The 26,831-nt window shown below is 65.5% G+C and carries 19 protein-coding genes; 7 read left to right on the plus strand and 12 right to left on the minus strand.

From position 1 onward, the window contains the following. Positions 1-30: 30 nt before the first annotated feature. The 7 genes from ACFYV1_RS27910 to ACFYV1_RS27940 form a co-directional block, all read right to left on the minus strand. Entirely contained in the window at positions 31-900 is an 870-nt protein-coding gene (locus ACFYV1_RS27910) for a TauD/TfdA dioxygenase family protein (RefSeq protein WP_389398351.1), read from the minus strand. 61 nt (positions 901-961) lie between these two features. Beyond that, positions 962-2,095 carry a saccharopine dehydrogenase NADP-binding domain-containing protein gene (locus ACFYV1_RS27915; protein ID WP_389398352.1) on the minus strand — a complete coding sequence of 378 codons (1,134 nt, stop codon included), beginning with the start codon at positions 2,093-2,095 and terminating at the stop codon, positions 962-964. 49 nt (positions 2,096-2,144) lie between these two features. Further along, a complete protein-coding gene (locus ACFYV1_RS27920) occupies positions 2,145-2,966 on the minus strand; it encodes an HAD-IA family hydrolase (protein ID WP_389398353.1) in 822 nt (273 codons plus the stop codon). Beyond that, positions 2,966-3,799: a class II fructose-bisphosphate aldolase gene (locus ACFYV1_RS27925; protein WP_389398354.1), complete on the minus strand. Its 834-nt coding sequence runs from the start codon at positions 3,797-3,799 to the stop codon at positions 2,966-2,968. Before ACFYV1_RS27925 ends, ACFYV1_RS27920 begins: the two co-directional genes overlap by 1 nt. Then, positions 3,786-7,784, minus strand: a complete 3,999-nt coding sequence (locus ACFYV1_RS27930; protein ID WP_389398355.1) for an amino acid adenylation domain-containing protein — start codon at positions 7,782-7,784, stop codon at positions 3,786-3,788. Before ACFYV1_RS27930 ends, ACFYV1_RS27925 begins: the two co-directional genes overlap by 14 nt. A gap of 40 nt (positions 7,785-7,824) precedes the next feature. Continuing rightward, the gene (locus tag ACFYV1_RS27935) at positions 7,825-9,348 is read right to left on the minus strand and encodes an aminotransferase class I/II-fold pyridoxal phosphate-dependent enzyme (RefSeq protein ID WP_389398356.1); all 1,524 of its coding nucleotides are present in this window, start codon (positions 9,346-9,348) and stop codon (positions 7,825-7,827) included. A 125-nt stretch (positions 9,349-9,473) separates the two neighbouring features. Further along, complete coding sequence (locus ACFYV1_RS27940; protein ID WP_389398357.1) at positions 9,474-11,699, minus strand: amino acid adenylation domain-containing protein; 2,226 nt, start codon at positions 11,697-11,699, stop codon at positions 9,474-9,476. A gap of 904 nt (positions 11,700-12,603) precedes the next feature. Between ACFYV1_RS27940 and ACFYV1_RS27945 the strand changes: the two genes are divergently transcribed. The 3 genes from ACFYV1_RS27945 to ACFYV1_RS27955 all read left to right on the plus strand — a co-directional run bounded on the left by ACFYV1_RS27945 (position 12,604) and on the right by ACFYV1_RS27955 (position 16,351). Next, the gene (locus tag ACFYV1_RS27945) at positions 12,604-13,836 is read left to right on the plus strand and encodes an ATP-grasp domain-containing protein (RefSeq protein ID WP_389398358.1); all 1,233 of its coding nucleotides are present in this window, start codon (positions 12,604-12,606) and stop codon (positions 13,834-13,836) included. A gap of 231 nt (positions 13,837-14,067) precedes the next feature. Further along, positions 14,068-15,348: an MFS transporter gene (locus ACFYV1_RS27950; protein WP_389398359.1), complete on the plus strand. Its 1,281-nt coding sequence runs from the start codon at positions 14,068-14,070 to the stop codon at positions 15,346-15,348. After that, positions 15,341-16,351 carry an HAD-IIA family hydrolase gene (locus ACFYV1_RS27955; protein ID WP_389398360.1) on the plus strand — a complete coding sequence of 337 codons (1,011 nt, stop codon included), beginning with the start codon at positions 15,341-15,343 and terminating at the stop codon, positions 16,349-16,351. Before ACFYV1_RS27950 ends, ACFYV1_RS27955 begins: the two co-directional genes overlap by 8 nt. Before the next feature lie 125 nt (positions 16,352-16,476). Here ACFYV1_RS27955 and ACFYV1_RS27960 read toward each other — a convergent pair whose 3' ends face one another. Continuing rightward, complete coding sequence (locus tag ACFYV1_RS27960; RefSeq protein ID WP_389398361.1) at positions 16,477-17,706, minus strand: MFS transporter; 1,230 nt, start codon at positions 17,704-17,706, stop codon at positions 16,477-16,479. A gap of 78 nt (positions 17,707-17,784) precedes the next feature. On the opposite strand from ACFYV1_RS27960, the gene ACFYV1_RS27965 reads away from it, so the two are divergent. From ACFYV1_RS27965 to ACFYV1_RS27975, 3 genes are all read left to right on the plus strand, one after another. Beyond that, complete coding sequence (locus ACFYV1_RS27965; RefSeq protein WP_389398481.1) at positions 17,785-18,354, plus strand: CGNR zinc finger domain-containing protein; 570 nt, start codon at positions 17,785-17,787, stop codon at positions 18,352-18,354. A gap of 192 nt (positions 18,355-18,546) precedes the next feature. Continuing rightward, complete coding sequence (locus tag ACFYV1_RS27970; RefSeq protein WP_389398362.1) at positions 18,547-19,359, plus strand: S-methyl-5'-thioadenosine phosphorylase; 813 nt, start codon at positions 18,547-18,549, stop codon at positions 19,357-19,359. 143 nt (positions 19,360-19,502) lie between these two features. Beyond that, positions 19,503-20,444, plus strand: a complete 942-nt coding sequence (locus ACFYV1_RS27975; RefSeq protein ID WP_389398363.1) for a GNAT family N-acetyltransferase — start codon at positions 19,503-19,505, stop codon at positions 20,442-20,444. A 242-nt stretch (positions 20,445-20,686) separates the two neighbouring features. On the opposite strand, the gene ACFYV1_RS27980 is transcribed toward ACFYV1_RS27975, so the two are convergent. Next, positions 20,687-21,865: an acyl-CoA dehydrogenase family protein gene (locus ACFYV1_RS27980; RefSeq protein ID WP_389398364.1), complete on the minus strand. Its 1,179-nt coding sequence runs from the start codon at positions 21,863-21,865 to the stop codon at positions 20,687-20,689. A 250-nt stretch (positions 21,866-22,115) separates the two neighbouring features. Between ACFYV1_RS27980 and ACFYV1_RS27985 the strand changes: the two genes are divergently transcribed. Then, entirely contained in the window at positions 22,116-22,814 is a 699-nt protein-coding gene (locus tag ACFYV1_RS27985; protein ID WP_389398365.1) for a type 1 glutamine amidotransferase, read from the plus strand. A gap of 197 nt (positions 22,815-23,011) precedes the next feature. On the opposite strand, the gene ACFYV1_RS27990 is transcribed toward ACFYV1_RS27985, so the two are convergent. From ACFYV1_RS27990 to ACFYV1_RS28000, 3 genes are all read right to left on the minus strand, one after another. Further along, entirely contained in the window at positions 23,012-23,653 is a 642-nt protein-coding gene (locus ACFYV1_RS27990) for an N-acetylmuramoyl-L-alanine amidase (RefSeq protein WP_389398366.1), read from the minus strand. Next, entirely contained in the window at positions 23,650-25,146 is a 1,497-nt protein-coding gene (locus tag ACFYV1_RS27995; RefSeq protein WP_389398367.1) for a sulfatase, read from the minus strand. The genes ACFYV1_RS27990 and ACFYV1_RS27995 overlap by 4 nt, the downstream gene beginning before the upstream one ends. A gap of 115 nt (positions 25,147-25,261) precedes the next feature. Next, on the minus strand, positions 25,262-26,614 hold the full coding sequence (locus ACFYV1_RS28000) for a family 43 glycosylhydrolase (RefSeq protein ID WP_389398368.1): 1,353 nt from the start codon (positions 26,612-26,614) through the stop codon (positions 25,262-25,264). Positions 26,615-26,831: the final 217 nt, after the last annotated feature.

Here is a 26,831-nt window from a genome sequence, read left to right on the forward strand (position 1 = left end):
GTGGGAATCTGGTGAGCGGGGATGCTCGTGTCACCAGGCGTGCGAGTCCATGACGGTGACACGGAAGGACTCGGCAGGCTCCGGAGTGTTCGTGTGGAGCGCCCGGTGGATAAGACTGCGGTTGTCCCAGATCAGCAGGTCCCCTTCCTCGAAGGTCTGGAGATGGATGTTGTCGTGGGTGAAGGTGTTGTCCCTCTGCCCCGTGGCCTCGAGCAACTGGTCGAGCAGCTGAGGGTCTAGCGGAGTGTTCTCCTGGTCCAGCAGCCCGTGGCAGAGGGCCTCGCTGATGTAGAGGATCTGCTCCCCCGTTTCGGGATGCGTGGCGACCGTGGGGTGGAGGACGTCTGGGGATTCCTTCTGGATCTCCGCCAGGACCTCGCCGATGGGACGGAACACGTCGGTGGGGCGGATCTTGAAGTAGCGGCTCGCACTGTGCTGAGCTCTTGTTCCGGCAACCGCGGTCTTCAGCTCTTCGGACAGTCCGGCATATGCCTTGCCCATGTCGATGAAGTACGTACCACGGTTCTTCTTGGGAACGATCTGCGGGTAGATCAGAGTGAGAGAGAAGGGGCGCGGCATGAACGAGTAGTCGGAATGCCAGAACTTGCCGGTCTGCGGGACTCCGATCTGCTCGCCGCTCTTGGGAACGTTGGAGGAAACGAAGATCTCTTTGAACTCGGGGTGGTGGTACATGGGCTGGTAGTAGATCTCGGGTTCGCCGAGGAGCCGTCCGAGGCCTACGAACTCTGCCGGGGACAGGTGCTGCTGCTTCAGCACAGCGATCTTGTGGGTGTAGACAGCTTGCTTGATCGCTTCGGCTTCGGCAGCGGTGGAGGTCAGGGCGTTGAATCCCTCGACCGTCACACCGAATTTGCCGCTCTTCTGCGGTGCGATGTGCACAGTGTGGTCCTTACTTCCCGTACCAGCGTGGGGGTGGCGCTTGAGTTGGCGGTGAAACAGGTCAGGCACCGCGGACGCGGTGGAGAAGCTGTGCGTAGCGGGCGGCGATCTCCGCGGCCTGGGCTTCGCTTTCCTCCAGGCGCATGGTCTGGCATTCGTAGCCAAGAATCCGCTTCATTACGTCCATGTGCTTCTGGCCGTAGCGGACTTGACCGTCGTCGAGAATCTCGTCGATGCCCTCGTGGGCGAGCCCCTCGGCATTGATGGACTGGGCTTCCTTGAGTGTCAGTCCGTCTGGCAGGGCGAGAGTGAACTCGGAGGAGCTGACGTGCACCGGGTAGCCCCCTATGTGGTTCAGGGCGCCGGGTGCGTGGACAAGCCTCGGCTGCGGGCTCATGAGCGCGTCAAGTGCAGTGACTGCGGAGGCGGCGGTGAGCATCACGCCGACCTTGCCTCCGGAGCGGGGATACCGCTTTGCGGAGGTCTGGAGGACCTGATCGAGGTCGACGGTGGCGGTCACGTCGATGTCGTCTCGGTAGACCGACAAATGGAAGGGGGCCCCGTCTGCGTGTCCCTTCTTCGGCAGCCGGCTGGTAGCGAAGTGCTCCGCGACCAGCCGGACCGATACCCGGTCGAGCGGTGCTTGCAGTTCTTCGGCTGCGGCCCGCCGGAGGGCAGGAATCGCGTTCGCGACGTTGCCGATGCCGATGGTGGGAGCTAGCCCTACGGAGTCGAGGATGCGGTGGGTGGCGTCCGGCAAGGCTGCGTTGGCGACCTTGATGTCGATGCCAGACGCTCGGACAGCTTGCATGAGCTTGTAGATCAGGGTGAGCTGCATCGGGAGCCACGGACCGATCTCGGCCGTGTTGAGCTCGTTGAGTATCGGAGTGGGCAGCTCGTTGACGACCCACCATGCCTGGAGGCTGACAGTGCTGAGAATGATGTCGGGCCGGGTCTGTGCCAGAGTCTGGGCGGTGCGGTCGATGTCGTGTACGTCGATGACCGCTGTCTCGACCCGGGGCTGATAGCCGAGATGGGTGGCTGCGAGGACGGAGAGGTTGGCACGCCGCTCCAGGTGTTCGGGGTCCCGGCCGGCAACGATGATGCGAGGGCTGTCGGGTCGGCGGAGCAGCATGTCGAGAACGTGGCCGCCCATGTTCCCGAAGCCGATGATCATGATGGTGTGCTGTGACATTTGCTGTGTCTCCATGTGCTCGTGAAGGCAGGTGGGGCAGCTGCCTGAGTCAGGTGCTGTGGTGGGCGGTGGCCAGCGTCGAGCGGCTGGCTTCTGGGTGGCAGATCAGCTGAGCGAGATGACTGAGGTCGACCTGGTCTGTGATGTCCATCTGCCGAGGATTGGACAAGACCGTCGTCTGCTCGGCGGTGCATGCGGATCCGAGGCTGCTGACCACAAGGGAGGCACCGGTGAAATCGTGTCCCGCGGAGAGTCCGGTAGGCGTGACGAGGCACGTCATTCCTGCTGCGAGGGCGGCACGGACTCCGTTGCGGGTGTCCTCCACGACAATGCAGTCCGAAGGGGCTGTGCCTATGGTCTGGGCTGCCAGTTCGTACACGTCGGGCGCTGGCTTCTTGGCATGCACGGAGTCCCCGGCAAGTACGTGGAATGCTGCGGCGAGTCGATCTCCCATGACGTGTCTCAGGGCGGCCCGTACGGACGGCTCGGCACTGGCGGAGGCTATGGCCAGCGGCCATCCTGCGGCGTGAGCTTCTTCTGCGAGACGTCGGACGCCGGGTCGGGGCGCCACTCCTCCGTCTTTGATGATGTCAAGGAAGATCTGTGTCTTGCGGCGGTGCCAGACGGCGACGACACGGTCCCATTCGGTGGGGGTTATGGGAATTCCCCATGCGGCACGGAAGTCGGCTTCGTACTGGAGGCTGCTGAGGCGCTCTTTGCCGCCGGAGATCTGCAGCTTGGCGGCGTACTGCTCGGTGGACCAGTTCCACGGTATGCCGAATTCGCGCCACATCTGGTTGAAGGCTCGCAGGTGGCCGCCCTTTTCAGTGTCGATCAAAACGCCGTCGCAGTCGAAGATGAGCGCCGGCATCAGGCTGCCTTTCCTCGGCTGTGAAGGACCGTCATGCAGTGCTCAGCGGCCTTGGCGACTCGGGCGCGGGTTTCGAGCAGGAGGTTGAGGGGCTCCAGGGTCTCGCCAGTTTCGCGGGCGTGCTGACGCACAGCGTCCGTGTGCGCGGCTTTGAGCACTGTCGAGAAGTTGACCTTGGTGATGCCGCGGTGGACAAAGTCACGGAGTGTGGTGTCGTCCAGGCCGGTTGCGCCGTGGAGTACCAACGGCGTGGTGGTTCGTTCGACGAGTGCGTCGACGCGCTCGGGCTGAAGGGCGGGGCGTTGGCTGTAGTGGCCGTGGAGCGTGCCGACTGCCGGGCTGAAGGCTGCAACGCCAGTGGCTTCGATGAATGCGAGTGCGTCCGCGAGGGGTCCAGCAGTGGGAGCGGTCTGCTCGGTGGTCCTGCCGATGCGCTCAAACTCTCCTTCTATGGCGGCGTCGTGGGCGGCTGCAGCCTTCACTACCTGGGCGGTAGTGCTCAGTGCCTTGCTGTATTCCAGGTGTGAAGCGTCGTAGAGGGCCGAGTCCCAGCCTGCGGTCAGGCACACGTCGATGAACCCGGGGTCGCCGCAGTGGTCGAGGTGAAGGGCGGCAGTGGCTCCGGTATCAGACACGGCCCGGTCGTAAGCGCTCTTGAAGTGGTGGGGTCCCAGCGCACGCGCCACTCGTTCGGAGACCTGAATGATGACAGGCGATTCGACCAGTTCTGCGGCTTCCAGGACGCCGAGGAGCATCGCGTCGTCAACAACGTTGAACGCAGGTACTGCGTAGCCGTGTTGGCGGGCAGAGGCGAGGAGTTCACTGAAGGACATCGCTGCTCCTCGGGTTGGCCAGAAGTGTCATGAGGGTCTCGGCGAGACTTCCGACTCCGGGCTCGGCCACGAGGGAGTAGTGGTCGGCATCGAAGACATGCACGGAGGTGTTGGCTGCATCGGTGCACCACGGGGAGCTCTCTGCCGGCCAACCGCCGTGCACTCCGCGGTTCGCTCGCAGGTCGTGGACCGTGCCCTGGTGGGGGCCGCCGCGATAGCTGGCCAAGGCCGACGTGTGAGCGGTGAACACGTCGAACAGGGTGGTCACCTGCTGCTCGTCGGTGTCGGGGGGGAGTGCTCCGGCGGCTCGCAGCTGCCGTACGGCTTCGGTGGCTGAGGCATCGGGCGCCAGGCTGGCGAGTTGCTCCTTCTCACGCTGGGTCGGTGCGCCCCCGGCGCGGAAGTCTGTGAGGAATCGCTCGGCGAGCTCGGAGATGGTCGGCGCCGTCCGTTCGGCGGACTGGGGGTGAGGGCTGTCGATGAGGACGACTTCGCACTCGGGGTGTGTAGGAGAGAGCTGGCGGGCCATTTCGAAGGCGATCACGCCGCCCATGGACCAGCCGCCGAGGCTGAAGGAGCGTCCCGCGCTGTGTTCGAGAACAGCGCGGACGTAGGTGGCGGCGATCTCTTCGATGGTGCTGCTGCTTGCTTCTCCGCTGAGACCAGGGGCTTCCAGTCCGAACAGGGGCTGAGTGTCTCCGAGGTGACGGGCAAGGCTGCTGTAGCAGACGACATTGCCGCCCACCGGGTGTACGCAGTAGAAGAGTTGCTTGTGCCCGTCCGGTTGGATGGGCACAACCAGGGACTTGGAGGGCTCAGCTGCGTTCCGTGCTTCGCGGACGACGTCTGCGAGGCGGGCGACGGTTGCCCCGCGGAAGAGCGCGGACAGAGGCAGCTTCACGTTGAGATCACGGCGGAGCGCAGCCATGACCCTCATCGCGGCGAACGAGTTACCGCCTATGTCGAAGAAGTCGTCGCTTACCACTATGTCTTTGGACTCGAGGATCTCTTCCCAGATAGTGAGCAGTCTGCGTTCGGTCTCGTCACGTGGGGTGGAGCGGCTGCTGCTGTTCGCACTGTGGGGGACGTAAGGGTCAGGCAGGGCGCCGCGGTCGACCTTGCCGTTCCCGGTGAGCGGCAGTTGTTGCAGGAAGACGACACGCGTGGGGACCATATAGGCCGGCAGTTGCCGGGAGATGTCACGGCGCAGCTTGTCGGCATCGATAGGGCTGGTGGAAACCACGTAGGCGGCCAGGACGTTGCCGTTAGCTGTTTTGTGCGTGGAAACGACGGCATCCGCTACGTGTTCATGGCGCTGCAGAACCGACTCGACTTCACCGAGTTCGATGCGGTAGCCCTGAATCTTGACCTGGCCGTCCTCACGTCCGAGAAATTCGATGTTGCCGTCGGGCAGATGGCGCGCCAGGTCGCCCGTCCGGTAGAGCTTGGCACCGGTGATCGGGTGGGTAATGAAGCGCTGCCCGGTCCGCTCGGGGTCTCGCCAGTAGCCGAGGGCGACACCGTCTCCGGCGATGTAGAGCTCTCCTACTGCCCAGGCAGGCCTGGGCTGCAGGGCGTCGTCCAGGACATGGACGCTTTGGCGCGCCATGGCTTTGCCGTAGGGGATGGAACGCCAGGAGGGGTCGACCTGGTCGATGGGATAGAGGATCGACCAGATCGAGGCTTCGGTGGCGCCTCCGAGGCTGATGACTTCCTCGGTTCCGAACTGCTGGCGGATGCGGTCGGGCAGTGTCACGGGGATCCAGTCGCCGCTCATCATGACCAGCCGAAGCGTCTGAGGGAGGTCACCGGCGTGGGCGGCGTACTTCGTGAGCATGTCCATCAGAGCGGGGACCGTGTTCCAGATGGTGACCTGCTCTTGCCTCAAGAGTGTCAGCCACCGAGCTGGATCCCGAAGCTCGGTCGGGCTGGGGATGACGAGCGTGCCGCCTGCGGCGAGCATGCCGAAGACGTCCCAGACGGATAGGTCGAAGCTGAGGGAGGACAGTGCGAGAACCGTGTCGCCGCTGTTGACCGCGAAGCGGTGGTTGATGTCCTCGATGGTGTTCATGGCGGCGCTGTGGTCGATGGCGACGCCTTTGGGCAGGCCGGTGGAGCCGGAGGTGTAGATGACGTAGGCGAGGCTTTGCGGGCCGGCCGGCCCTGGCGAGAGCCAGTCGTCGGGGGTCCGGTGAGCAAGGCCGGTGTCGACGGGTAGGGCGTCGGCGGGGTAGGTCCAGGGCCGGTCTTCGGCGAGCAGCGGCTGAGTGATCACCAAGGAACTGTCCGACTGGCCTATGAGGTAGTCGATTCTGGCGGCGGGCAGCGCTGCGTCGATGGGGAGGTAGGCGGCTCCAGCGCGCAGGATGCCCAGGACCGCGACTACTTGCTCCCAGCCCTTGTGCATGACGACGGGAACCAGATCCCCTGGCCCGATGCCCCGTCCTTTCAGTTGCTCAGCGACCGCAGCTGACCACTGGGCCACTTGTCCGTAGCTGAGCTGGACGCCGTCCGCGCGAACCGCAATCTGCTCGGGTCGATTCGTGGCCTGCTGCAGGAAAGCATGATGGAGGATTCCGGTGCAGGGCGTATCGACCGCGGTGGGCAGCGGCGGCAGTTCGGTGGTGAGGAGCTGAGCAGCCGGCACCTGCCACGCGGATTCGTCGTCGGCGAGTCTTTCCAGGAGGGCCTGGTACGCCGCGAGGAGCTCGTCCAGCAGGCCTTCGGGGAACAGGTTCTCGACCGCGTCCCAGTTGCTGATCAGCTCTCCGCCGATCTCGTACACCTGGTGGTCGAGGTGGACTTGGGGGGTCTGCAGGGCGCCGCTGATCTCGCGGGCGTTGAGCGGCGGGGCGCTCAGTTCAGAGGTGTCCATGTCCAGCCCGCTGGCGAAGACGACGGGCAGAGCCGACTGGCTGTTCCACCCTCGCAGGCGGGCTGCCTTGCGGGAGATGTCGATCGCGCTGACCCCGGCGTACTCGACGTGGTCCCACAGTTGAGTCTGTACAGACCGCGCGGTGTGCACGAAAGGCTGGCGCTCTCGGCAGTCGACAGCTAGCGGAAGGGTTGTGCCGAAGTTCCCGCCAAGACGGGACACTTCCTCATGGAGTGGCAGTCGGCGCGAAGCGAGAATGTTGAGTGTGAAGTGGGGGTCCTTGGCCCAGTGCGCCAGGATCTCGGCGTAGGCGGTGCACAGGGCACTGGTAGGCGTGATCTTTGCAGCCGCGGCGTGATTTTTGAACCGGGCCCATTTATCGGCGGACATGCGGAGGCGGCGGCGGCGGAAAACTGCGCTGTGCGTGGCGTTTTCAGTCTTGTGCAGAGGCAGCTCGGGCGCAGCAGGCAGGTCGTTGAGCCGGGCGTTCCAGTACTCCCACGCTTCGTCTTCCTCGGCCACGGTCTCATCGTGTAGGGCTTGGCTGTAGTCGCTGTAGCTCAGGGCAACGGGGTCGCCGAGGTCGCCGAGGTCGCGGTAGAGGCGCAGGAAGTCGTTGAGGAGCAGTCCTTCGGTATGGACGTCGAGCAGAAGGAGACTGACGCTGACGAAGAAGCGGTACTGGGTGTCGGACGTGCGGTAGCACAGGGTCTCGAAGAGCGGCCAGGCGTCGGTGGAGGGACCGTGCGCGGCGAGCCGTTCCCGTGTGCTGGTCAGGTCTGCCTCGAGCCTCGGCAGGTCCCAGTCCCTGGCGTCGACGACCGGGATCTTGTACGGGGGTGTGCTGGGGAGGATGTCCAGCTGCCCGTCTGTTCGCGCGACGAGGCGCAGCACTTCGTGGCGGTCGATCAGGGCGTGGATGCTGGCGTTGGCGGCGTCGATGTCGAAGTCGTCGATGTCGAACTCTTCGTACAGGTGGGCGTTGACGTTGCCCAGTTCGAAGTAGTCGCTCTGCCCTACGAGGTAGGCCTCTTGGAGCGGGGTGGGCTGAACGGTTTGAGGGAGGGACGTGGGGGCATCACGAGCGAACGTGCGCACATGGGCACTCATAGTGCATCTCTCTTTGCCTGGATGATCTGGGGGTGGTCGGTCAGCCGGCCTGGAGGATGTTCTTGTTGGCGAGGGCCAGGCGCACGGCGGCGGCGGATATCCGGTTCTCGAAGGCTTCCCTGATCAGGGATCGTCCTTCGGCGAACGTCTCGCCGACTCCGTCAGTGATGGCGGCAGACGTGATTCCGGCGGCCTGCAGACGCTGGGCCAGGTCGGCCCGGCCGGCGGACGGGTCCGCGTGCTGGAGGAGGGCGATGGCCGCTGCCTGCGTTTCGGCTGCGCGAGAGTGTGCCCAGGTGTGTTCGGAGCCGAGGCATCCGAAGCTGACCCGCAGGGTGCAGTCGGTGAATCCGTTGGAGATGGCCGGGGAGAAGCAGACCTTCTCCGTCCGCAGGAAGTAGCGGGTGACATCCGTGCTGTCGTCTATGGCCGACCCGCCGGGAAGCGTGAGGCCGCGCATCCCATTGCCATTGATCAGCATGGAATGTCCGCTCTTTGGCTGGTGTGCCACGCGCAGGAAGGGCGTGCGGGGGCTGAATCCGAGGGCGGAGGCTACATCCGTGTTGACAGTGTCGACAAGGTCTGCGACCAGGGCAGCTCGTACGGAGCACTCGAGAGCGTTGGTCTCGAGATACGCACTGGGGGCGTTGATGGCGGCGAGTGCCATGGCCTTGGCCTGGGAGGTGATGGTCATGGAGGTGACCATTGTGTGGTAGTTGATCCGCTCCATGATGGCTGCGGGACCACATGCCCAGCCGATTCGCGTATTTGCCAATCCGTATGCCTTAGAACCTCCGTCGACGGTGACGACGCGTTCGGCCATTCCTGGCAGCGAGGCAAGGCGTACGGATTCATTTCCGGGAAATTCGGTGCGGTAGAAGATGGCGTCCTCTAGGACGACGAGGTCGTGCTCCTCGATGAAGGCGCTGAGCTCACGCAGCTCTTCGGCATCGTAGAGTGCTCCGGTGTAGCTGGGGTTGAACAGAATGATGCCGCGGGGTGCCTTGACCCTGCCGGTGGTGACGTACCGGTCGTACCAGGCCTCAAGCGTGTCCCGGGTCAGCTTGTGATCTCTATCGGCTGAGGTCTCCACGCTCTCCAGTTGGACCTTCGCCATGTCGCACCACATGTTGATGCCCTGGTAGTACGACTGTGCGGTCAGGAAGACGTCGCCAGGTTCTGCGACGGCGTGGAAGAAACCGAAGAAGAGGCGGGTCACGCCGCTGTCGATGCCGAGGTTGGACGCGATGTCTTCGGGGATACCCTGCTTGGCGAACAGTTCGACGAGGGCTGACTCGAAGTCCTGGTTCTGTCGCAGGTAGAGGTAGTTGTCCAGGGAGTTCTTCGTGGAGTCCAGGACGGCAGTTACGCCTGCGGCGACCACGGTTGGGTGCGGCCGGCGGATGCCCTCGCCGTGCGCGAGCGAGATGACGTCCGGATCGAACCATCCCGCCGTAGCGGTTTGGCCGTGCTCGTCCAGGCCGCTGATGGCGTCGCGGCCGCGGCGGAAGTTTCCGATGGCGTCCCAGACGGGACCGGTTTCGGTGTTGCTGGCAGTGCTCATGACTCTCCATGCGCAGGTTCGGGCCGGCTACGGACGGGGCAAAGGTCTCAAGACCATCCGGAGCGGGTTCAGTGTGGGCCGCGGGGCTGGTGCACCGGAGGTGCAGTGGGCTAGCGCGGCGTCCTCTAGCGGAGGATGGCGGCGAGCGACGGTACCGTCGGGTGCTTCATCAGCTGCGAGAGTCTGATGCGGACGCCGAGATCACTCTTGATACGTACTGCAAGGCGCTGAGCCAGGAGAGAGGTACCGCCGAGCTCGAAGAAGTCGTCCTGCGGCCCGATGCCGGGTGCTTGGAGGATCTCCTCCCAGATGCCAGCGACCTGCTGTTCGAGCGACGTGGCCCAGGCTGCCGACGGGCCAGTGGAGAGCTGTGGCGTCGGGAGCTGATCGCGCAGTACTTTGCCATTGGCCGAGAGAGGTAGTCCGTCGGTCAGGACGATGGGCTTGGGCACCATGTAGTCCGGCAGCTTGGCCCTTAGCTGTTCGGCAAGCTGGTCGGCGCGGTGGCTGTTGTCGGTGTCGGAGGTCTCGGTATCGACCCAGGCTACGAGCTGCTGCTGGCCGGCAGGGCTCTCGTAGATGTCTGCGACGGCATGCCGGACACCGGGTAGGTGGTTTAGCACCGCCTCGATCTCTTCCAGCTCTATGCGATATCCCCGTAGTTTGATCTGCCGGTCGAGGCGGCCGAGGAACTCCAGTTCGCCCTCGTCCGACCATCGGGCGCGGTCGCCTGTCCGGTAGAGCACTGCTCCTGGTAGCAGGGGGTCCGGCACGAATCGCTCTGCGGTCAGCTCGGGGCGGCCGAGGTAGCCAAGGGCTATTCCGGCTCCTCCGATGTAGAGCTCTCCCGGTGCCCCGAGCGGCACCAGGGCATGACTTTCATCGAGGATGCGCAGCGTTGTGTTGGCGATTGGCCTCCCCACCGGGAGTGCTTTGGTGGTGTCTTGGACACGGTGGCTGGTCGACCAGACAGTCGTCTCACTCGGGCCATAAAGGTTCCATACGGAGCCGACGGCGGCTTTCAGCTGCTCGGCAAGGTCCGGTGGGGTGGTCTCTCCGCCGCAGACGGCGGTGAACCGGCGGTCCGCCTGCCAGCCGGCTTCCAGCAGCATGCGCCACGTCAAAGGGGTGGCCTGCATGAAAGTGACGTCGAAGGCGGTTAGTGCTTCCTTCAGCGCGTAGCCGTCGGTCACTGTCTCCCGGGAGAGCATGGCAAGACGTGCGCCACGGACCAGCGGCAGGTAGAGCTCGAGGATCGACATGTCGAAGGCAACCGTGGTGACACCGCCCACGGTGTCGCGCGGTGTCAGGCTCAGTTCGGCGTCGAAATGCAGCAAAAGGTTATTCAGAGCCCGGTGAGGGATCTTCACGCCCTTCGGCGTGCCTGTGGTGCCTGAGGTGTAAATGACGTAGGCGGGGTCTTCCCCCTGAGGGTGCTCCAGGTCTACATCACCAGGGGCGGGTAGCCGAGCGCGGCCTGCGTCGTCTATCTGGACCGCGGATGCTCGTACGCCGGCAGGGAGGCTTGCGGGCAGGTCGGTGAGCACTAGGGCGACATCGGCGTCGTCGAGTACTGCTTCCAGCCGCTGGGCCGGATGTGTGGCGTCAAGGGGCAGGTAGGCGGCCCCAGCCTTCATCACGGCCAGCATGGCGATGTAGAGCCGCGGTGTCCGCTGCATCAGGACCGCAACCAAGCTGCCCTGAGCCACTCCCGCCGCCCGCAGTTGCCGGGCGAGGTAGGTAACGCGCTCGTCCAGCTCGCGGTAGGTGAGGCTGCCGTCCGGACCGACGACCGCTTCATTCGTGGGCGAACGCAGTGCCTGCCGCTCGAGCAGTTCGACGACGCCGAGGGTGCTCGGTGGGGTGCGTGTCTCTGTCAGTGCGTGCAGACGCTCGACCTCGGCCTCCGTCATGAGCGGAAGGGACTGCACGGAGACTGAGGGATCGGCGAGGGCCCCGTCGAGGAGGGTTTCGTAGTGCGTGATCAGCCGTTCAAGTGCCGGCCCGGTGAGACCTTGGGCATCGGTGTGCCATGTGAGGTCCCACTCGTGTCCGCGCTGGGTGAGGCAGACGGACAAATGGTTCGGCCCGAAATTCGGTGTGGTGCCAAAGGCGCAGGTGAGGTGCTGCGCCGTGAGTGCTCCGACCTGTGCTTCGTCCGGCAGTTGCTTCGTCTGGCCAAGGGCTGTTGCCGTCTCCTGGGCGTGCTGACGGAAGGATGCGCCGGCAGGAAGGAGGGAGCGCACGGGCACGGCGTAATCGCGTAAGCCCTGAGCCTCTTGCAGTTGGGTGGCGATGTGCAGCGACTCTGCTCGTCCGTGACGGTGAAGCAGGATGGTGAATGCGGCCATGAGGACCGTGTCGGGCCGCAAACTCAGCTCTCTGCTGAAAGCGTCCAGCCGGTGAGCGGTGGACGCTTGCACGGTGCTACACCGCGATATGCCGGACGCGTGGGTGGTGGTTAGGTGATGCCGTGGCAGCGGCAGCTCAAAGGGAGGGACTGCTGTGAGGCGGTGTTGCAGATACTGCAGCGCACGCTCGTCTCTCTCTGCGGCATCTGCATGGATCTGAATACTTGTGACATGGCTTTGCGCTGTCATGTTTGACTCCCCCGGTAAGCCGACGCGACGGCATGACGTAGCCCGGCACGACTTTCAGCCAACTTGCATCCTGTATTAGACACTCAGCTTCTAGAGCTGGTAGGGGGCGTTCCCGAAACGGGACGCATCACCCTCAGTCAGGCGCTATCACGCCGACAGGACCTATAGCGGAATGCACGTTTCCGCTTCCTGCTGCGCCAGCGGTACCGGCGCAAGGATCCAATTCAACTCCCCCGTGGGTTGACGGCCTCGATCACACTGCACTGAAAGCTGTTACTAAGCAACCACCCAATTATAACGGAACGATAAACCCGAGATGGGCCACCCCCTCCCACCTGGGCCTTTATCACGCCACACACAGCATCAATTCAGACATTACCCCCGACCGCGCGGAGGTCGAGGGATTCCATAGCGCACGTCACATCGACCCCCAGGAGCCGCTCGGGCACTATTGCAATGGATGCGCAACAGCCGGTCGCCAGCGCCTCTCAAGTCCGTTGAGCCATGGTTAACTCTGATGTACGGTCCCTGTATTGAGTCTCGCCTCGCGGCATGTTCGCCCTGCGAATGTCCGATATGGCCAGCAATGCGGGCGGCCGCTCGCCCGACCTACCACGGCATCAGCGCCCACTGCCTAACGAGAGGCATTATTTCGATGGCTATCGCCGTTATCGAGACACTCAATTTCGGCCTCGGATATTTGGCCGAAGCGGCACGAACCCGGGGGCATGACCTCTACCTGCTCACGACCGACCGCAGCTTCTACCGGCACGAGCTCGGATCCGGCAGGGCGGCAGAGGTTCACGTGGTCGACGTGGACACATCGAACGTCGACGAGCTCGTCGCCAAGCTGCGGGAGATTCCCGGGCTGGCGGGCATCGTGAGAATGACCGACCTGTGGAGCATGCCGGCGTTGGCGGCAGCGGAGGCGTTGGGGCTCCCCTGTCAGGACAGGGAAGCCGTGGCGCTGTTGCGCAACAAGGCGCGGCTGCGCAACGCCTTGCACGAGAAGGGGCTCTCCAGGGCGCCGAGCATCCTGCTCGATCCTCACACAGACGTGGCGCAGGCAGAGTATGAGTCGATGCCAATGCCCTGCATCGTCAAGGACGTTGCCGGCAGTTCCAGCCAAAACGTCTGGCTGGCGAAGTACCCGGCAGACCTGCCCCGGATCCTCCACGAAGCCCGCCAGGTCGACGAAGTGCGCGGCGGAGCACTGACGGTGGAACCGTACTTTGTCGGACCTCTCTACAGCGCAGAGACGCTGTCCTTCGAGGGCGAGATGCGCATCCTGGGCATCAACAGCCGGTCCCTCTCTCCTGAGCCGTACTTCCGGGAGGACGCGCTGAGCTTCCCGGTCAGCTTTCCCGAGGACCAGGCGAAGGAGTTGCAGGACTGGCTTAGCAGCATCCTGGCATCAGCGGGCTACAGCGAGGGGTTCACTCACACGGAGTTCATCGTGACCTCCGAGGGCCTTGAGATCGTCGAGGTCAACCCGCGGCTCGGCGGCGGGATGATCGGCGAGTGCATACGGCAGTCTCTGGACGTGGACGTTCACGGGGCCTTCATCGACCTGGCCCTCGGTGAGCGCCCCGCCTTGATGGACATCCCTCTAGACGTGGAGCGCGGTACGGCCCAGATCCTGATCTACCCCTCCCATACTGGTGTCTTCGATCACTTCACGGGCGAGGATCTGCTCGCCCACCATCCGGGTGACCCCAGGCTCTATCCGCTCAAGCGCCCCGGGGACCCCGTGCCCTCCACCACCGACCAGCGCGGAGCCGTCGCCATCCTGTTCTGTACAGGGGCCACGGCGGAACTGGCGCTCCATAACGCGATGTCGGCCGTCGGGAAGGTCGGTGTGCACGTGCGGCGGGAAGACCAGCGGTGACCGCGCACCCCTGGTCGGCTCCAGCTGAAGCGGCACGGCGCGCGGCCCCGTTGGCGACTGAGTGGCTGAAATATCCGGTCGTCATGCGGGGCGGGTCCATGTCCGCCGCTCCCGCCTCTGCCGGCTTGCCCCACGTGACGAGCCGCTGCAGGCGGTCTGAGGTGCCAGGGCGCAAGACCGCTGTAAATCCTGCTGGCGAGATCTGTACGAACTACTGGGCGGAGTGCGCCGATGGCCGACACCGGCAACCTTCTCTCTAGGAAGCTGGGGCAGCTGCCCCAGGGTTTCCGGCTGCTGCTGATCGCGTCCTTCCTGATCCCGCTCGCCGGGTTCATGGTGATGCCGTTCATGTCCTTCTTCCTGCACAGCAGGTTGAAAATGGACATGAGCACGGTGGGCATCGTTCTGGCTGTCGCCTCGCTCGTACAGATCTCTGGCGGGGTCGTCGGCGGCATCATCGCTGACCGTTTCGGACTGAAGCGCAGCATGGTCGCGGCATTGATCGTACGGACCTGCAGCTTCGCACTGTTTGCCGCCTCGTTCGCGATGCCGTCCCTGTCCATCATCGCGTTGCTCCTGTCATCGGCAGGCGTGGCCCTGTACCTGCCCGCCAACAAGGCCTACGTAGTACGTGACTGTGAAGAGGAGCGGCGCCCGCTGTTCCTGTCACTCAGCAACTCCGCGCTCAACGGCGGGATGGCGCTCGGGCCCGTGCTTTCCGGACTGTTCATCATGAACGCACCCGTCGCGGTATTCGTCACCGCCACCGGAATCTTCGCGCTGGTAACCGTCTTGCATATGCGGGCTCTGCCGTCGGACGGCAAGGGCACCTCGGGAGCGGTGAGCGCCAGGCCACCTCGAGGCAGTCTGCGCAAGGGACTGCTCATCCCGCCGGTGATAGCCGCCGCGCTCGGTTACTACGTGTACATGTTCTTCCAGAACTACATGAGCGTATACATGGTCGGCAAACATGCACCGGTGGTCTTCGGGCTTCTGCTGCTGCTCAACGGAGTCCTGGTCATCGCACTGCAGCCTCTCCTGTCCCAGCGGATCGACCGTCTGGGCTACCCGGCCGCACTATCCGTGTCCTTTCTGGCGTTCGCTCTCGGGCTGTTGCTGATCGCCCAGGCAGGCATCGTCGCCCTGGTGGCTGGTGTCGTCCTGGTGAGCGCGGGCGAGGTGGTGCTGTTTCTGAAGAACGAGCTGGAAGCCCTGCGCTACTCCCCCGACAACCCTGCGCTGGTGTTCGGTAACCAGCGCCTCGCCTCTGGCATCGGAGCATTCGCCAGCGCTGCGGTCGGCGGCTGGTTGTATCAGTCCGCGACACAGTGGCACGGCAGCAATCAGTACTTCTGGGTCTACAGCGCGGGCCAAGCGGTGCTCGTCGGGCTCCTGGCTCTCCTGATCACCCTGCTGATAGCCCGGCCGAAGAGCGCCAGGAAGACGACGCCAGGCCCCGGGGCGCAGGAACACGCGATGGCGGACGAGAAAGTGGAGCAGAACCGTGCCTGATAGAACCTCTTTGGCCGGCAGCAGCGGTAGGCCGCTGTGCGAGGTCTACGACGCCGCGTTCCTTGATCTGGACGGGGTGGTGTACGTCGGGCCGTATCCAGTGCCGCACGCCGCCGCCTCCCTGCACCGTGCAGCAGAGTCGGGGATGAATCTCGTCTATGTCACCAACAATGCATCCCGCACTCCTTCTCATGTGGTCCAGCATCTTCGCGATATCGGCATGCCGGCCAAGGACGGGAGTGTCGTTACCTCCGCGCAGGCCGCTGCGGGTCTCGCACGGCAGACGTTCGGGCCGGAAGCATCAGCTCTGGTCATCGGGGCGGAGGGGCTGCGCGCCGCAGTCCGCGAGTACGGATTGCGTGAGGTCAGCAGCGCCGAAGAGGGGCCGGATGTCGTCCTCCAGGGTTTTGGGCGTGATGTCGCCTGGAGCGACCTGGCTGAGGCCAGCTTTGCTGTAGGCAAGGGGGTGCCGTGGATCGCGACGAACACCGACCAGACGGTGCCTACTCCGCGGGGCCTGGCTCCTGGCAACGGGACGCTGGTGGCGGTAGTTGTGAGCGCAACAGGCATCCGCCCTACCGTGGCCGGAAAGCCAGAGGCTCCTCTGTTCGACGAGGCAGTCAAGCGGACGGGAGCCGTGCGTCCGCTGATGGTCGGTGACCGCATGGATACCGATATTCAGGGTGCCAGTGCCGCCGGCCTCGACAGCTTGCTAGTGCTCACGGGGGCGACGGATCCTGATGCTCTGGTCAGGGCTCCTGCCGCTATGCGTCCCAGTTTTGTGGCGGAGGACCTGCGCGGACTCCTCCAGTCGCACCCCGCGGTGGACATTCACGGGTCAGTCTTCGGCTGTGGTGGCTGGCAGATCTCTGTTCACGGGACAGACCTCGTCGTCGATGGCAGCGGCGGGAAGCACGATGGGCTCCGCGCAGTCTGTGCTGCGGCCTGGTCGCATGACGGCCTCCGAGGGACTGCCAAGGCTCTGAGCGAGGTCGGCTGGTGACGTCGCCGCCCGTTGCCGATATGCAGTGCAGTCAGGCGTGAGGGATATCCGACCAACCTGTCCCTCCTGTGCCACCAGAAGGCAGAAGGCGCAGGGTGCTACCTGACGTGTCGCGGCCTGAAACCTCAAGAATCGGCCTGATCCCGCGGTCGCGCGGAAGCGGCCGTGTCAAGGTTCCCATCCACCCGGCGGGTAGAGCCACGCGACAGGGCCGGCTGAAGCGCAGCGAACGCCAGACAGGCGGCAGAAGCCGTGCCCCACAGCGCGAAAGGCCCCGCCTGTTGCAGGAGTTGTGTGCCGATCAGCGGGGCGACAACGCCTGCAATACCCCAACTGGTGCCGTACACGGCCAGATAACGCCCCTTGTTGTGGTCGGGCGCGAGATCGGCGACGAGCGCAGGCATGCGGGCCAGGAGAACGGCGTCGCCGAGGCTCCACACCACAGTTGCGGCCACCAGTAAGGGCAACGTGTGGGCGACGGCGTAGCCGCCCAGCCCTACGGCGAGCAGGGCGTAGCCGATCACGAATATCCGGGACGGTGCCATGAGTGCGACACGAGGACTTCGGACAAGTGGCTGGCTGGCAACGACGGTGAGCGCAGAGGCCGTCATCAAAATGCCAGCATCGGCGGCCCGCAAGCCGCTGTAGGTCAGCGACAACGGCAGCGTGAGAAGGATCTGCAAGTAGACCAGCGCGAAGAAGGTGCCGTTGGCAAGCAGTAGGAGCAGGGCACGGTCCCGCCACGGACTGCCTTTCCCTTGCTCGGCCTGACGGCCGGGGAGCGGCCGGTCGGCGGGCAGGACACGGTGCACCAGCGCTGCGCAGATCAGGCAGGTCAGGGCATCGGCGAGGAACAGCCATCGCAGGTCCCAGCGACCCAGGGCGGCAGCCATGAGCCCTGCCATCATTCCCGCTACTGCCAGTGCGGCGTTCAGGAGACTAAAGGCCCGGACACGGGTGGCGGCCGTGGTGGCGTTGGCGATCAGCGCCTGGCTCGGCGGCTCGTACACCTCGTAGACAAGGCCGAGAATAAGGACGAACACGATGACGGTGGGCAAGTCCGGGGACGCGGCGATGCCGAGCTGGGCCAGGCCGCAGGCGCTGAGCCCGGCCACGATCGCGCGGCGGCTCCCTATCCGGTCAGAAAGACGCCCGCCCGCCAGGCGTGAGGGGATAGCGGCCAGCCCGAACATGGCGGTGACGAGACCGGCCAGCACGGGGCTGGCTCCGAACTGCGTGGTGATCAGCACGGCTAGAAAAGGCAACGAGAAGGCTCCGAGCCGATTGACCGCTCGGGCACAGATCAAAAGCCACACGGAACGGGGAAGCGGTTGCCCCGACGACAGAAACCTCATCTGTTACACCACCGAGTGACTGTCTAATCGGATATCGTCAGGAACGACACTAGACAGAAGGGGGTGACTGGTCAAGTGATGTTCGACAGTCACGTGAGGGTGTTGTTGGACGTGTCCGTCTCCTTGGTCAATACGCTCACAGACGGCCAGTCGGGGGGGAAACCGTACATCGCGCCGGCAGGAGCACTCCTGGCGGAGGCAGTGCGAGCCGCCCTCCCTCTCGCTTCGGCACCCGAACGGGTCGAGCCCAGTCAGGCCGCCTACCTGGCAGATGCCGCACGGCAGATGAGAGTTGTGTTCGAAGCGGTGGAGGCGGAACGTCTCCATGAGGCCGCCGAAGGCATCAACGCCTTGCTGGCGGCGACGGGCGCGCGACCGCAACTGGACCGGGTGGGCGGCGAACCGTGGCAGGTCCATTTCCATGGTTCCGATGACAGTGTCGCCCTGGGCTGGGGTGCCGGCTGCGCCACAGCCCTTGCCTTGGCTCTGGGCAGCGACCTGGCGGGCCGCCTCGGCGTCTGCCGCGCCCCCCGATGCGACCGCACCTACGTAGACACCTCGCGCAACGGCGCCAGGCAGTTCTGTTCCACCGCCTGCCAGAGCCGGGTCAAGGCGGCCGCCTACCGGGCCCGCCAAGCCGAGGGGTGAGGACAACGGCCGCACCCGAATCAGGAGTCGGCAGCGGGCCAGCCGACTCATCAGCAAGCCCGACGGGGCCCCGCACTGCGCGCCCGGGCCCGCCGAGCAACCTCGCCATACGTCATCCCGGGCGGGCTCACAGCGGACTCCCAACTTGAACCAACAGAGAACACCTCAACCGACAGAAGGGACGGCACCAACGTGACCCGAATAGCGGACCGCGCTGAAATAGGCGTCATCGGCGGCAGCGGCTTCTACGAGCTGCTCGCCAACGTGGACCGAGTGACGGTGGCAACTCCTTACGGAGAGCCGTCCGATGCCATCTGCATCGGCAGCATCGGCGGCCGGCAGGTCGCCTTCCTTCCCCGTCATGGTAGGCAGCACGAGCGAGCGCCTCACGCGATCAACTACCGGGCGAATCTATGGGCGCTGCGCTCACTGGGCGTGCAACAGGTACTGGCGCCCTGCGCCGTAGGCTCGCTGCGCAGGGACCTGGGGCCAGGAACCCTCGTTATCCCCGACCAGCTGATCGATCGGACCAGCGGCCGGGTGCAGACCTTCTACGACGAGGGCGCCGTCCACGTCTCGTTCGCGGACCCCTACTGCGAACCCGGCCGCGCTGCCGCCCTCAAGGCCGCTGCTGGAACGGAATCCGGAGCCCACGACGGCGGCACGATGGTCGTGGTCGAAGGACCACGGTTTTCCACCCGTGCCGAGTCCCAGTGGTTCGCTGCAGCAGGCTGGTCCCTCGTGAACATGACCGGCCACCCGGAGGCAGTGCTCGCCCGTGAACTGGGTCTCTGCTACACCTCTATCGCCCTGGTAACGGACCTCGACGCGGGAATTGACGCAGACGATAGCGTCGCCCAGGCAGAGGTCTTCAAAGTTTTCGCCGAAAACATTGAGCGCCTGCGAACTGTCGTCCTCGAGACCATAAAGATACTTCCGGAGCAACGGGATTGTTTTTGCGCTCACGCCCTGGACGACCTTCACCTTCCCATCGACCTTCCCTGACCTATATTTCCTTGCCGGGATATCACCGAAACAGGCGCGATTTCCCATTGCCCAAAGCGACTCCCCCGGCGGGTTGATCGCCTGGCCCTGGGCCTCACAGGCTTCCACGATGATCAGTACTTCAAAGAACGCGAGGATCCTTCATGCACCTTGAGACAGACCACGGAATCTCCACAGCCGAGGTAAGTACCGAAGAAGCCCTGTCCACCGACTGGTCAGAGCATCGCCAAAGCATCGACATCATCCGCGTGGTCGAACCTGCTGCGGATATCGAGCTTCCACTCGTCGAGGCGGGCTTCATCGCTAAGCCGGACCGCCTGATCTGGCTTGCTCCGGCCGGAAGCAGCGAGGAAGAATTTCTGAGCCGACTTTCACAGAACAGTCGATACCTGTTTCGAAAGTCAGTGCGGAGGACCGAGAATGACGGCGTTCGGATAACTGTCCAGAATCCGTTGACACCGGAGACGCTGGACCCATTCCTGGATGTTTACAAGTCCCGGGTCAGCGAAATGCGCAACGGGCTCATGCTCGCCCCCCTTGAGCGGGATGACTTCCTGGCCCAGAGGGGTGAGTATCTTACGGTCAACGCACTTCAGGACGGCGTAGTCGTGGGCGGCTGCATCTGCCACCACTCCACGACCGATTCACTTCTCCGACTCCGGTACGTCGCTGTAGCACCAGAGCGACACAGCGACAGCTTGACCCGAAGCATCTACGCAATGGTCTTTCGCGTTGCCCGTGAACTGGGATGTCGAAACGTCTCTCTGGGGGTCGACATAAATCTCTATGGACATATTGTGCGCACTGGACTTTTTCGGTTCAAGGCGCAGCTGGGATTTACCCCCATGCCGTTCCAGCAGTTCACAGCCGGCGCCGGGCGGGACGTGGCGGAGCGAGTGCTGCGGCTTGAAAACCTCAGCGATCCCAGTTTTGTTCTCGGGTACAAGCCGGCACAGCCAGGAGAAGCCCTGGACCGATCCACTCTCCGTGGGGAAGTTCTCGCGAGCGACGAAGCCGTCGATCTCCGCCCCTTCGGCGCAGGGTTCCTCGAAGATCTGCGCCTGACCGTGATCAAGCCAGTCTGAGCCATAGCCCTGGCCCCCTTGCCCGTCCAGGCTCAGTTCAATAGCCACCTCGCCCTGGGCGGCCTTCCTCACGAGCCATGAGGGAGACCCCTCGAACGCCAGCCGACGGCGGCCGCCTCACGGAAGGCCGCTCGAATATGTTGGCGATCTAGGTGACAACTAACCTCAGCATGTGTCAACTAAAGCCAGTAGTCGCATGCCAACTACCCCTCTTTTGTGTCAACTAAAAATCCTCGTCACAGTCAGCGTCGTACCCGTGGCATCCCCAGTCCGATCCACGAGATGATCTCGCGCTGGATCTCGTTGTTGCCGCCGCCGAAGGTGAAGATCACGGCGGATCGGTAGCCGCGCTCCAGCTCCCCGCCGAGGACCGCCCCGGCCGAGCCCTCCTTCAGCGGCCCCGCCGCGCCGACGACTTCCATCAGCCAGGCGTAGGCGTCCCGCCTGGCCTCGGAGCCGTACACCTTGACCGCGGAGGCGTCCTGTGGGGTGAGGGTGCCGTCCTGGACGGCGTTCACCATCTGCCAGTTGAGCAGTTTCATCGCGTCCAGCCTGCTGTGGGTACGGGCGAGCCGGCCTCGTACCCAGCCGAGGTCGATGACTCGGCGGCCGTCGGTGAGTTTCGTGTCCGCGGCCCAGCGCTGTACGTCGCGCAGGGCTCGGATGGCCATGGTGCCGTGAGCGGCGAGGGTGACCCGCTCGTGGTTGAGCTGGTTGGTGATCAGCCGCCAGCCCTTGTTCTCCTCGCCGACCCGGTGCCCGAGCGGGACGCGGACGTTCTCGTAGTAGCTCGCGGTGGTGTCGTGAGAGGCGAGCGTGTTGATGAGGGTGCACGAGTAGCCGGGATCCGATGTCGGGACGAGGAGCATGGTGATGCCCTTGTGCGGCGGGGCGTCCGGATCGGTGCGGACCGCGAGCCAGATCCAGTCGGCGGTGTCGCCGTTGGTGGTCCAGATCTTCTGCCCGTTGACGACGTACGCGTCCCCGTCCCGTACCGCCCGGGTCTTGAGCGCGGCGAGGTCGGTACCGGCGTCGGGTTCGCTGTAGCCGATGGCGAAGTCGATCTCGCCGGAGAGGATCTTCGGCAGGAAGTACGACTTCTGCTCGTCGGTGCCGAACTGCATGATCGTCGGACCGACCGTGTTGAGCGCCATCAGTGGCAGGGGGACGCCTGCCTGGGCCGCCTCGTCGAAGAAGATGAATTGCTCCATGGGGCTGAGCCCTCTGCCGCCGTACTGCTCGGGCCAGCCGACCCCGAGCCAGCCGTCCGAGCCGAGCCGGCGGATCGTCTCGCGGTAGAGGCGTTTGCGGACGGCCGGCTCCGCGTACCGGGCGTAGGCGTTGTCGGGGACGAGCTTTGTGAAGTAGGTGCGCAGTTCGGCGCGCAACTGCTCCTGCTGCGGCGTGTATCGAAGGTGCACGGCCCCTCCAGGCGTCTCGCGGTCGTCCCTGTGCGGCGGCGCACACAGTAGAACGCGTTGCAGTAATTCGGAAGGGTGATGCGGCCGCAGACGAGTCGCCGGTGTGCCGACGGGCACGGCCGGAGGGCTTCGTGACCTCGTCGGCAGCTCGAAGCGTCGAGCGGCGACTCTGTGACACGGCAGGAGGCTTGCGACCCACCTCCTCCTGGGCAGTGGAAGGTTGTCACAAAGGTACGTAGCAGGGGGTGGGATGGCGCGGCTGCTGGTGGTTCAGAACAGCCCGGGCGGCGGGCCCGGCCGGTTCGGTGACTGGCTGGTCTCGGACGGGCTGTCACTGGAAGTGGTGCGCGCGTATGCCGGGGAGCCGCTCCCCCGGCACTTGGCGCACGAGGGTGTGATGGTGCTCGGCGGCGGCTACCTCCCCGGGGACGACGTCCGTGCGCCCTGGCTCGCGCCCGCTCGCGCACTGGTGGCCGAGGCGTTGGAGCGGGGACACGCCGTATTCGGGATCTGTCTCGGCGGACAACTCCTCGCACAGGTCGCCGGAGGAACGGTCCAGGGCGAACACGGCGAACCGGAGTTCGGCAGCACGCCGCTCCGCGTCCGGTCCGAGGCTGACGGTGATCCGCTCTTCCAGGGACTGCCGAAGCGGGTGACCGCAGTCGAGCACCACGTGGACGCCGTGACCGCCCTGCCCCCGGGTGCCGCCTGGCTCGTGGAGAGCGAGAGGTGCCCGTACCAGGCATTCCGGGTCGGCGACCGGGCGTGGGGGGTGCAGTTCCACCCCGAGGCGGGCGCGGACCGGGTCGGATCATGGGCTTCGGAGCGGTTACGGGCCAGGGGGCTGGACCCTTTGGAGCTGTGCCGCCGTGCGGAACGCGACGAGCCCGCGGCCGAAGTGGTCTGGCGAGAGGTCGCCCGACGTCTCGCCGGCGTCGTCGGCACATGAGCGTCAGTCACCACAACCCGCACCGAGAACCGCTGACCACTGACCACGCACAACCACCCCGCACCGGCGGTGTACGCCGGTGCGGCCGGACCTTCATCTCCGTGAGCGCGCGGGTCGTGGTCCGTTCGTGTGGCGCTCCGGATCCGGGCGCGGGCCCGAGGGGCGGCACCAGGTGGCGCCGCCCCTCACCGACGGCGTCACCTGTCGCTTCTCACCTTGCGTACCAGTTCGAGATAGCGATCCCAGTCCCAGTTGGCTCCAGGGTCGGTGTGGGTGGCGCCGGACACCTCGTGGTGCCCCAGGATGTGCGTACGGTCCAGTGGAATCGCATGGCGTGCGCACACGGCCTCGGTGAGCGCCGCGGACGAGGCGTACATCTCCTCGGTGAACCATGCGCCGGCATTGACCCAACCCTCGTGTGTGATGCCGATGCTGCGGTTGTCGTGGTCGGGATCGCCGGCGTGCCAGGCGATGTCCTTCTCCCGGACGCACTGGCCGATGTGGCCGTCTGCCGAGCGGACCACATAGTGGGCCGAGGTTCTCCTGTCACTGTTCCGGAAGACGGCGACGGCGTCGTCGAAGCGCTCCTGCGTGACGTGGATGACGACGTGGTCGACCGGATGACCGCGGGGACGCCACGCGGTGCGGTAGTTGGCGGGGTCGGCGGGCAGCCACTGCGCGCCCGGGTGGTCGACGGCCGCGCCGGCCGCGGAAGCCGTACCGCCCGCGGCCATGGTCGTGGCTGCCGCGGCCAGCGTGACGGCGGTACCGCGCAGGACCGTACGGCGTGACGGGGAGGATCGCCGGTGGCCGTCGTCGCGGCGGATCGGTCCGGTCATGCTCGATCCTCCTCCGAGGTCCGATACCAGTTGTGCTGAGCGAGCCTGGCGGTGTAGCGCCCTTGCGGCAGGTCGTCGGTGAGGCGGACCGACCATCGGTGCAGTCGCTGCATGAGGTCGGCCTTGACCTTGCGCAGGCTCGGATCGTCCCAGCGGTTGTCCAGCTCCATCGGATCCTTGGCGAGGTCGTACAGTTCGCCGCCGTCGGCGACATGCTCATAGAGCTTGTAGTGGTCGTGCCGGAGCATCCGCGACGAGCCGCTCTGCGTCACACTGTTCAGCTCGTCGTACTTGGTGCCTTCGTAGGGGAAATGCAGCGGTGGCCGGGCATCGTCGGAATAGGGCAGGCCGCCGTAGCCGCGCTCGGTGACGATGTCGGAGAACTCCGCGGCCGGGTAGTCGGAGCCGGTGAGCATCTGCCACAGGCTGCGGCCCTGGACGCCCAGGGGAATGGGGCGGCCCACCGCCTCGCACAGGGTGGGCAGGATGTCCGCGATCGAGACGAAGTCCTTCTTGTTCTCGTTGGTCCGGACGCCGCAGCCGTGGACGACCATCGGGATCTGCGCCAGGGCCTCGGACATGCCGGCGCCCTTGCGCTGCAGGCCGTAGTCGGCGACGTAGTCGCCGTGGTCGGCGAGGAAGATGAGCAGGGTGTTCTCCCACAGACCCTGGGACTTGAGGTGGTCGACGAGCCGGCGCACCTGGTCGTCGACGAAGCGGAGCATGCCGCAGTAAGTGGCCCGGTAGCGGCGCCAGTTGTCGTCGTAGCCGGGGCGCTTCTCCTCCACCAGGTCGCGCAGCCACTTGTATGCGCCGCCCTTGGCCTCCGCGGCCTCGGGACCACAGGACCGGTCGGGGACCTCGTCCTCGTCGAACATGGAGAAGTACGGCTCGGACGCCTGGTACGGGTTGTGCGGCTCGGGCATGGAGACCCAGGCGAAGAACGGCTTGGCGGCATCCCGGGCGTCCACCTGCCCGATGGTGTCGGAGACGATCCGGTACGCGTACTGCTGCTCCGCCGGGAACGGGGTGGGAGCACTCGTCGGCCCCATGTCGATGGATCGCAGCCAGGCCGTGAAGGCGCGCTGCTCGGTGGTGGAGTCCGGCCCCTTCGTGTGTCCGTAGGGGCCGGAGAAGGCGTCGTAGTCCTCCGGGTTCTCCCGGTACATGTGCGTCTTGCCGGCGAAGAACAGCTGGTAGCCGGCGCCCCTCAGCACATCGAGCAGGTCGTCGCCGCGTGCCACGTCCAGCGGGTCGAGGGTGGAGTTCTGCCGTGCCCGGTGGGTACTGGGCCATCTGCCGGTGAGCAGGCTGGTGCGCGCCGGGACACAGGCCGGGGCGGTGGTGTAGGCGCGGCGGAAGCGGGTGCCCTCGGCGGCGACGGAGTCGAGGAAGGGCATCGTGTCCAGGGCGAAGCCCATGCTCGCGGTGAAGTCGGCACGAAGCTGGTCGGTCATCACCAGCACGATGTTCGGAGCGGTCGGGCAGGTCACAGTGCTCCCTTCCGGGAGGAGAAGGTGATGGAAGCCGAGCGGGGAGGAGCCGCCGGCCGGTGCGAGGCGTCTGCCGTGCTCGCCGCGCGCGGAACGATCGCGGGGCCTCGGGCTTTCACCTGCCGCCCCGGCTCTCGCGCTGGACGTACAGGCGGTTGTCGTCGGGGCCGGTCCACTCCAGGCGTACGACACCGGGTACGGCCGCGTCGGCGATGCGGGAGGGGTCCGACCAGTGGCCGAAGTTCGGGTTGCGGAAGAACGTCGCCCACAGTCCGCCGTCGTGGTCCTCGAAGATGTTGTTGTGTCCGGCGCCGACGCCGGCGGTCCACCGCTTCGAGTACGGGCCTTCGAAGTGGTCGGAGACGGCGAGGATCGCGTCGTACTGGTACTGCACACGGCCCGGCGCGGGCGGGTCGTAGGCGTTGCGCGTGCTTCCGTAGGCGTCGACCGACGTGCGGTCCCACGCGGCGTGAAGCAGGTAGTACTTGCCCTTGTGCTTGAAGACGTGGGCGCCTTCGAGGTACGGCTCGGGTGAGTAGGGCAGTTGCCGGAACTCGGGGAGGTTCGTCGTGGTGACGATGTCCTCCATGTCGCTCCGGAATCTGGCGTACAGGTCGTTGTGCAGCACGAGCCAGGCGTCGTCGCCCTCGGTGTACAGGCCGCCGTCGATATGAAAGCGCGCCCCGGGTTCGATGTGCGGCACGTCAGGGAGGGCATCGCCGAAGGGCTTGTCGAGACTGCCTTCGGCCAGTCGGTACGGGCCCTCGATGCCGGCCTCGCTCACGAGCATGAACGACCCCACCTTGCGGGAGTGGTCACCCATGCACGCGACGATGTACCACTTGCCCTTGAAGCGGTGCACCTCCGGCGCCCACACGTTGCCGCGCCTGCCGAACTGTTCGTCGTGCCAGTACTCCTGCCAGGGTGCGACGACCGTACGTCCGGGCCGGTTCTCGCCGACGAACTCGGGCGACCACACCTTGCCCTTCTCCGCGCCGGGCCGGACACCGGTCGTGTCGACCAGCTTCCACGGTCCCTTCAGTGACGGGGCCGTCCACACGAAGATGCCGTCGTTCCACGGGCCGGCAGCCTCGAGCCCCGGGACGCGGGTGGTGCCGGTGGCGACATAGAGAGCGCGGCCGTCGACCACGAAGCAGTTGACGTAGGTGTCCCGCATCCAGACCCGGCCGAGCTCCCGGTCACGGGGGCGCGGTTCGAGCGGGAGGACGAAGGAGTTGTCGTCCCGCGGCCACAGGTCCAGCCGGGTGTCGGCGAGACCGTACGGCTCGGGGTCGGGCCAGTTCGACGGGCGGGGGCGGGGCCCGCTCGCCGCGCTTTCAGCGGGGGCCGAGGCCGAAACGGGCGGGGCCGCTCGTGCGGCGGTCACGGGAAGGGCGGCCGCGGCTCCCATGCCGGCGGCACCGGCCAGCAGGGAGCGACGGCGCAGACGATTCTCGCCACCGGTCATCAGTCGGATTCTCCTTCGTCGTCCCCGCCCGAACGTCCATGGGCAGCCCGGGAGAGCTGTGTGACGGGGTGTGCCGCACAGCTTGCGAACGCCGGAGCTTTTACGTCAACCCCCCGAATAAATAATCCGTAGAACGCGGACAGCCAGTGTTTGAGGGACCATCAGGCCTCGTCCGTTGAACGATCTATCGCGATTTTCTGCCGGGGTGTTGTCGGAA

This window comes from Streptomyces sp. NPDC003023, assembly GCF_042888225.1.
In the GTDB taxonomy this organism is placed as follows: Bacteria; Actinomycetota; Actinomycetes; order Streptomycetales; family Streptomycetaceae; genus Streptomyces.

Excerpts from the sequence above, each read along its gene's own strand:
- ACFYV1_RS27915 (WP_389398352.1), bottom strand. The coding sequence starts at position 2,095 with ATGTCACAGCACACCATCATGATCATCGGCTTCGGGAACATGGGCGGC.
- ACFYV1_RS27920 (WP_389398353.1), bottom strand. The coding sequence starts at position 2,966 with ATGCCGGCGCTCATCTTCGACTGCGACGGCGTTTTGATCGACACTGAA.
- ACFYV1_RS27925 (WP_389398354.1), bottom strand. The coding sequence starts at position 3,799 with ATGTCCTTCAGTGAACTCCTCGCCTCTGCCCGCCAACACGGCTACGCA.
- ACFYV1_RS27930 (WP_389398355.1), bottom strand. The coding sequence starts at position 7,784 with ATGAGTGCCCATGTGCGCACGTTCGCTCGTGATGCCCCCACGTCCCTC.
- ACFYV1_RS27935 (WP_389398356.1), bottom strand. The coding sequence starts at position 9,348 with ATGAGCACTGCCAGCAACACCGAAACCGGTCCCGTCTGGGACGCCATC.
- ACFYV1_RS27940 (WP_389398357.1), bottom strand. The coding sequence starts at position 11,699 with ATGGCCGCATTCACCATCCTGCTTCACCGTCACGGACGAGCAGAGTCG.
- ACFYV1_RS27945 (WP_389398358.1), top strand. The coding sequence starts at position 12,604 with ATGGCTATCGCCGTTATCGAGACACTCAATTTCGGCCTCGGATATTTG.
- ACFYV1_RS27950 (WP_389398359.1), top strand. The coding sequence starts at position 14,068 with ATGGCCGACACCGGCAACCTTCTCTCTAGGAAGCTGGGGCAGCTGCCC.
- ACFYV1_RS27960 (WP_389398361.1), bottom strand. The coding sequence starts at position 17,706 with ATGAGGTTTCTGTCGTCGGGGCAACCGCTTCCCCGTTCCGTGTGGCTT.
- ACFYV1_RS27965 (WP_389398481.1), top strand. The coding sequence starts at position 17,785 with ATGTTCGACAGTCACGTGAGGGTGTTGTTGGACGTGTCCGTCTCCTTG.
- ACFYV1_RS27975 (WP_389398363.1), top strand. The coding sequence starts at position 19,503 with ATGCACCTTGAGACAGACCACGGAATCTCCACAGCCGAGGTAAGTACC.
- ACFYV1_RS27985 (WP_389398365.1), top strand. The coding sequence starts at position 22,116 with ATGGCGCGGCTGCTGGTGGTTCAGAACAGCCCGGGCGGCGGGCCCGGC.
- ACFYV1_RS27990 (WP_389398366.1), bottom strand. The coding sequence starts at position 23,653 with ATGACCGGACCGATCCGCCGCGACGACGGCCACCGGCGATCCTCCCCG.
- ACFYV1_RS28000 (WP_389398368.1), bottom strand. The coding sequence starts at position 26,614 with ATGACCGGTGGCGAGAATCGTCTGCGCCGTCGCTCCCTGCTGGCCGGT.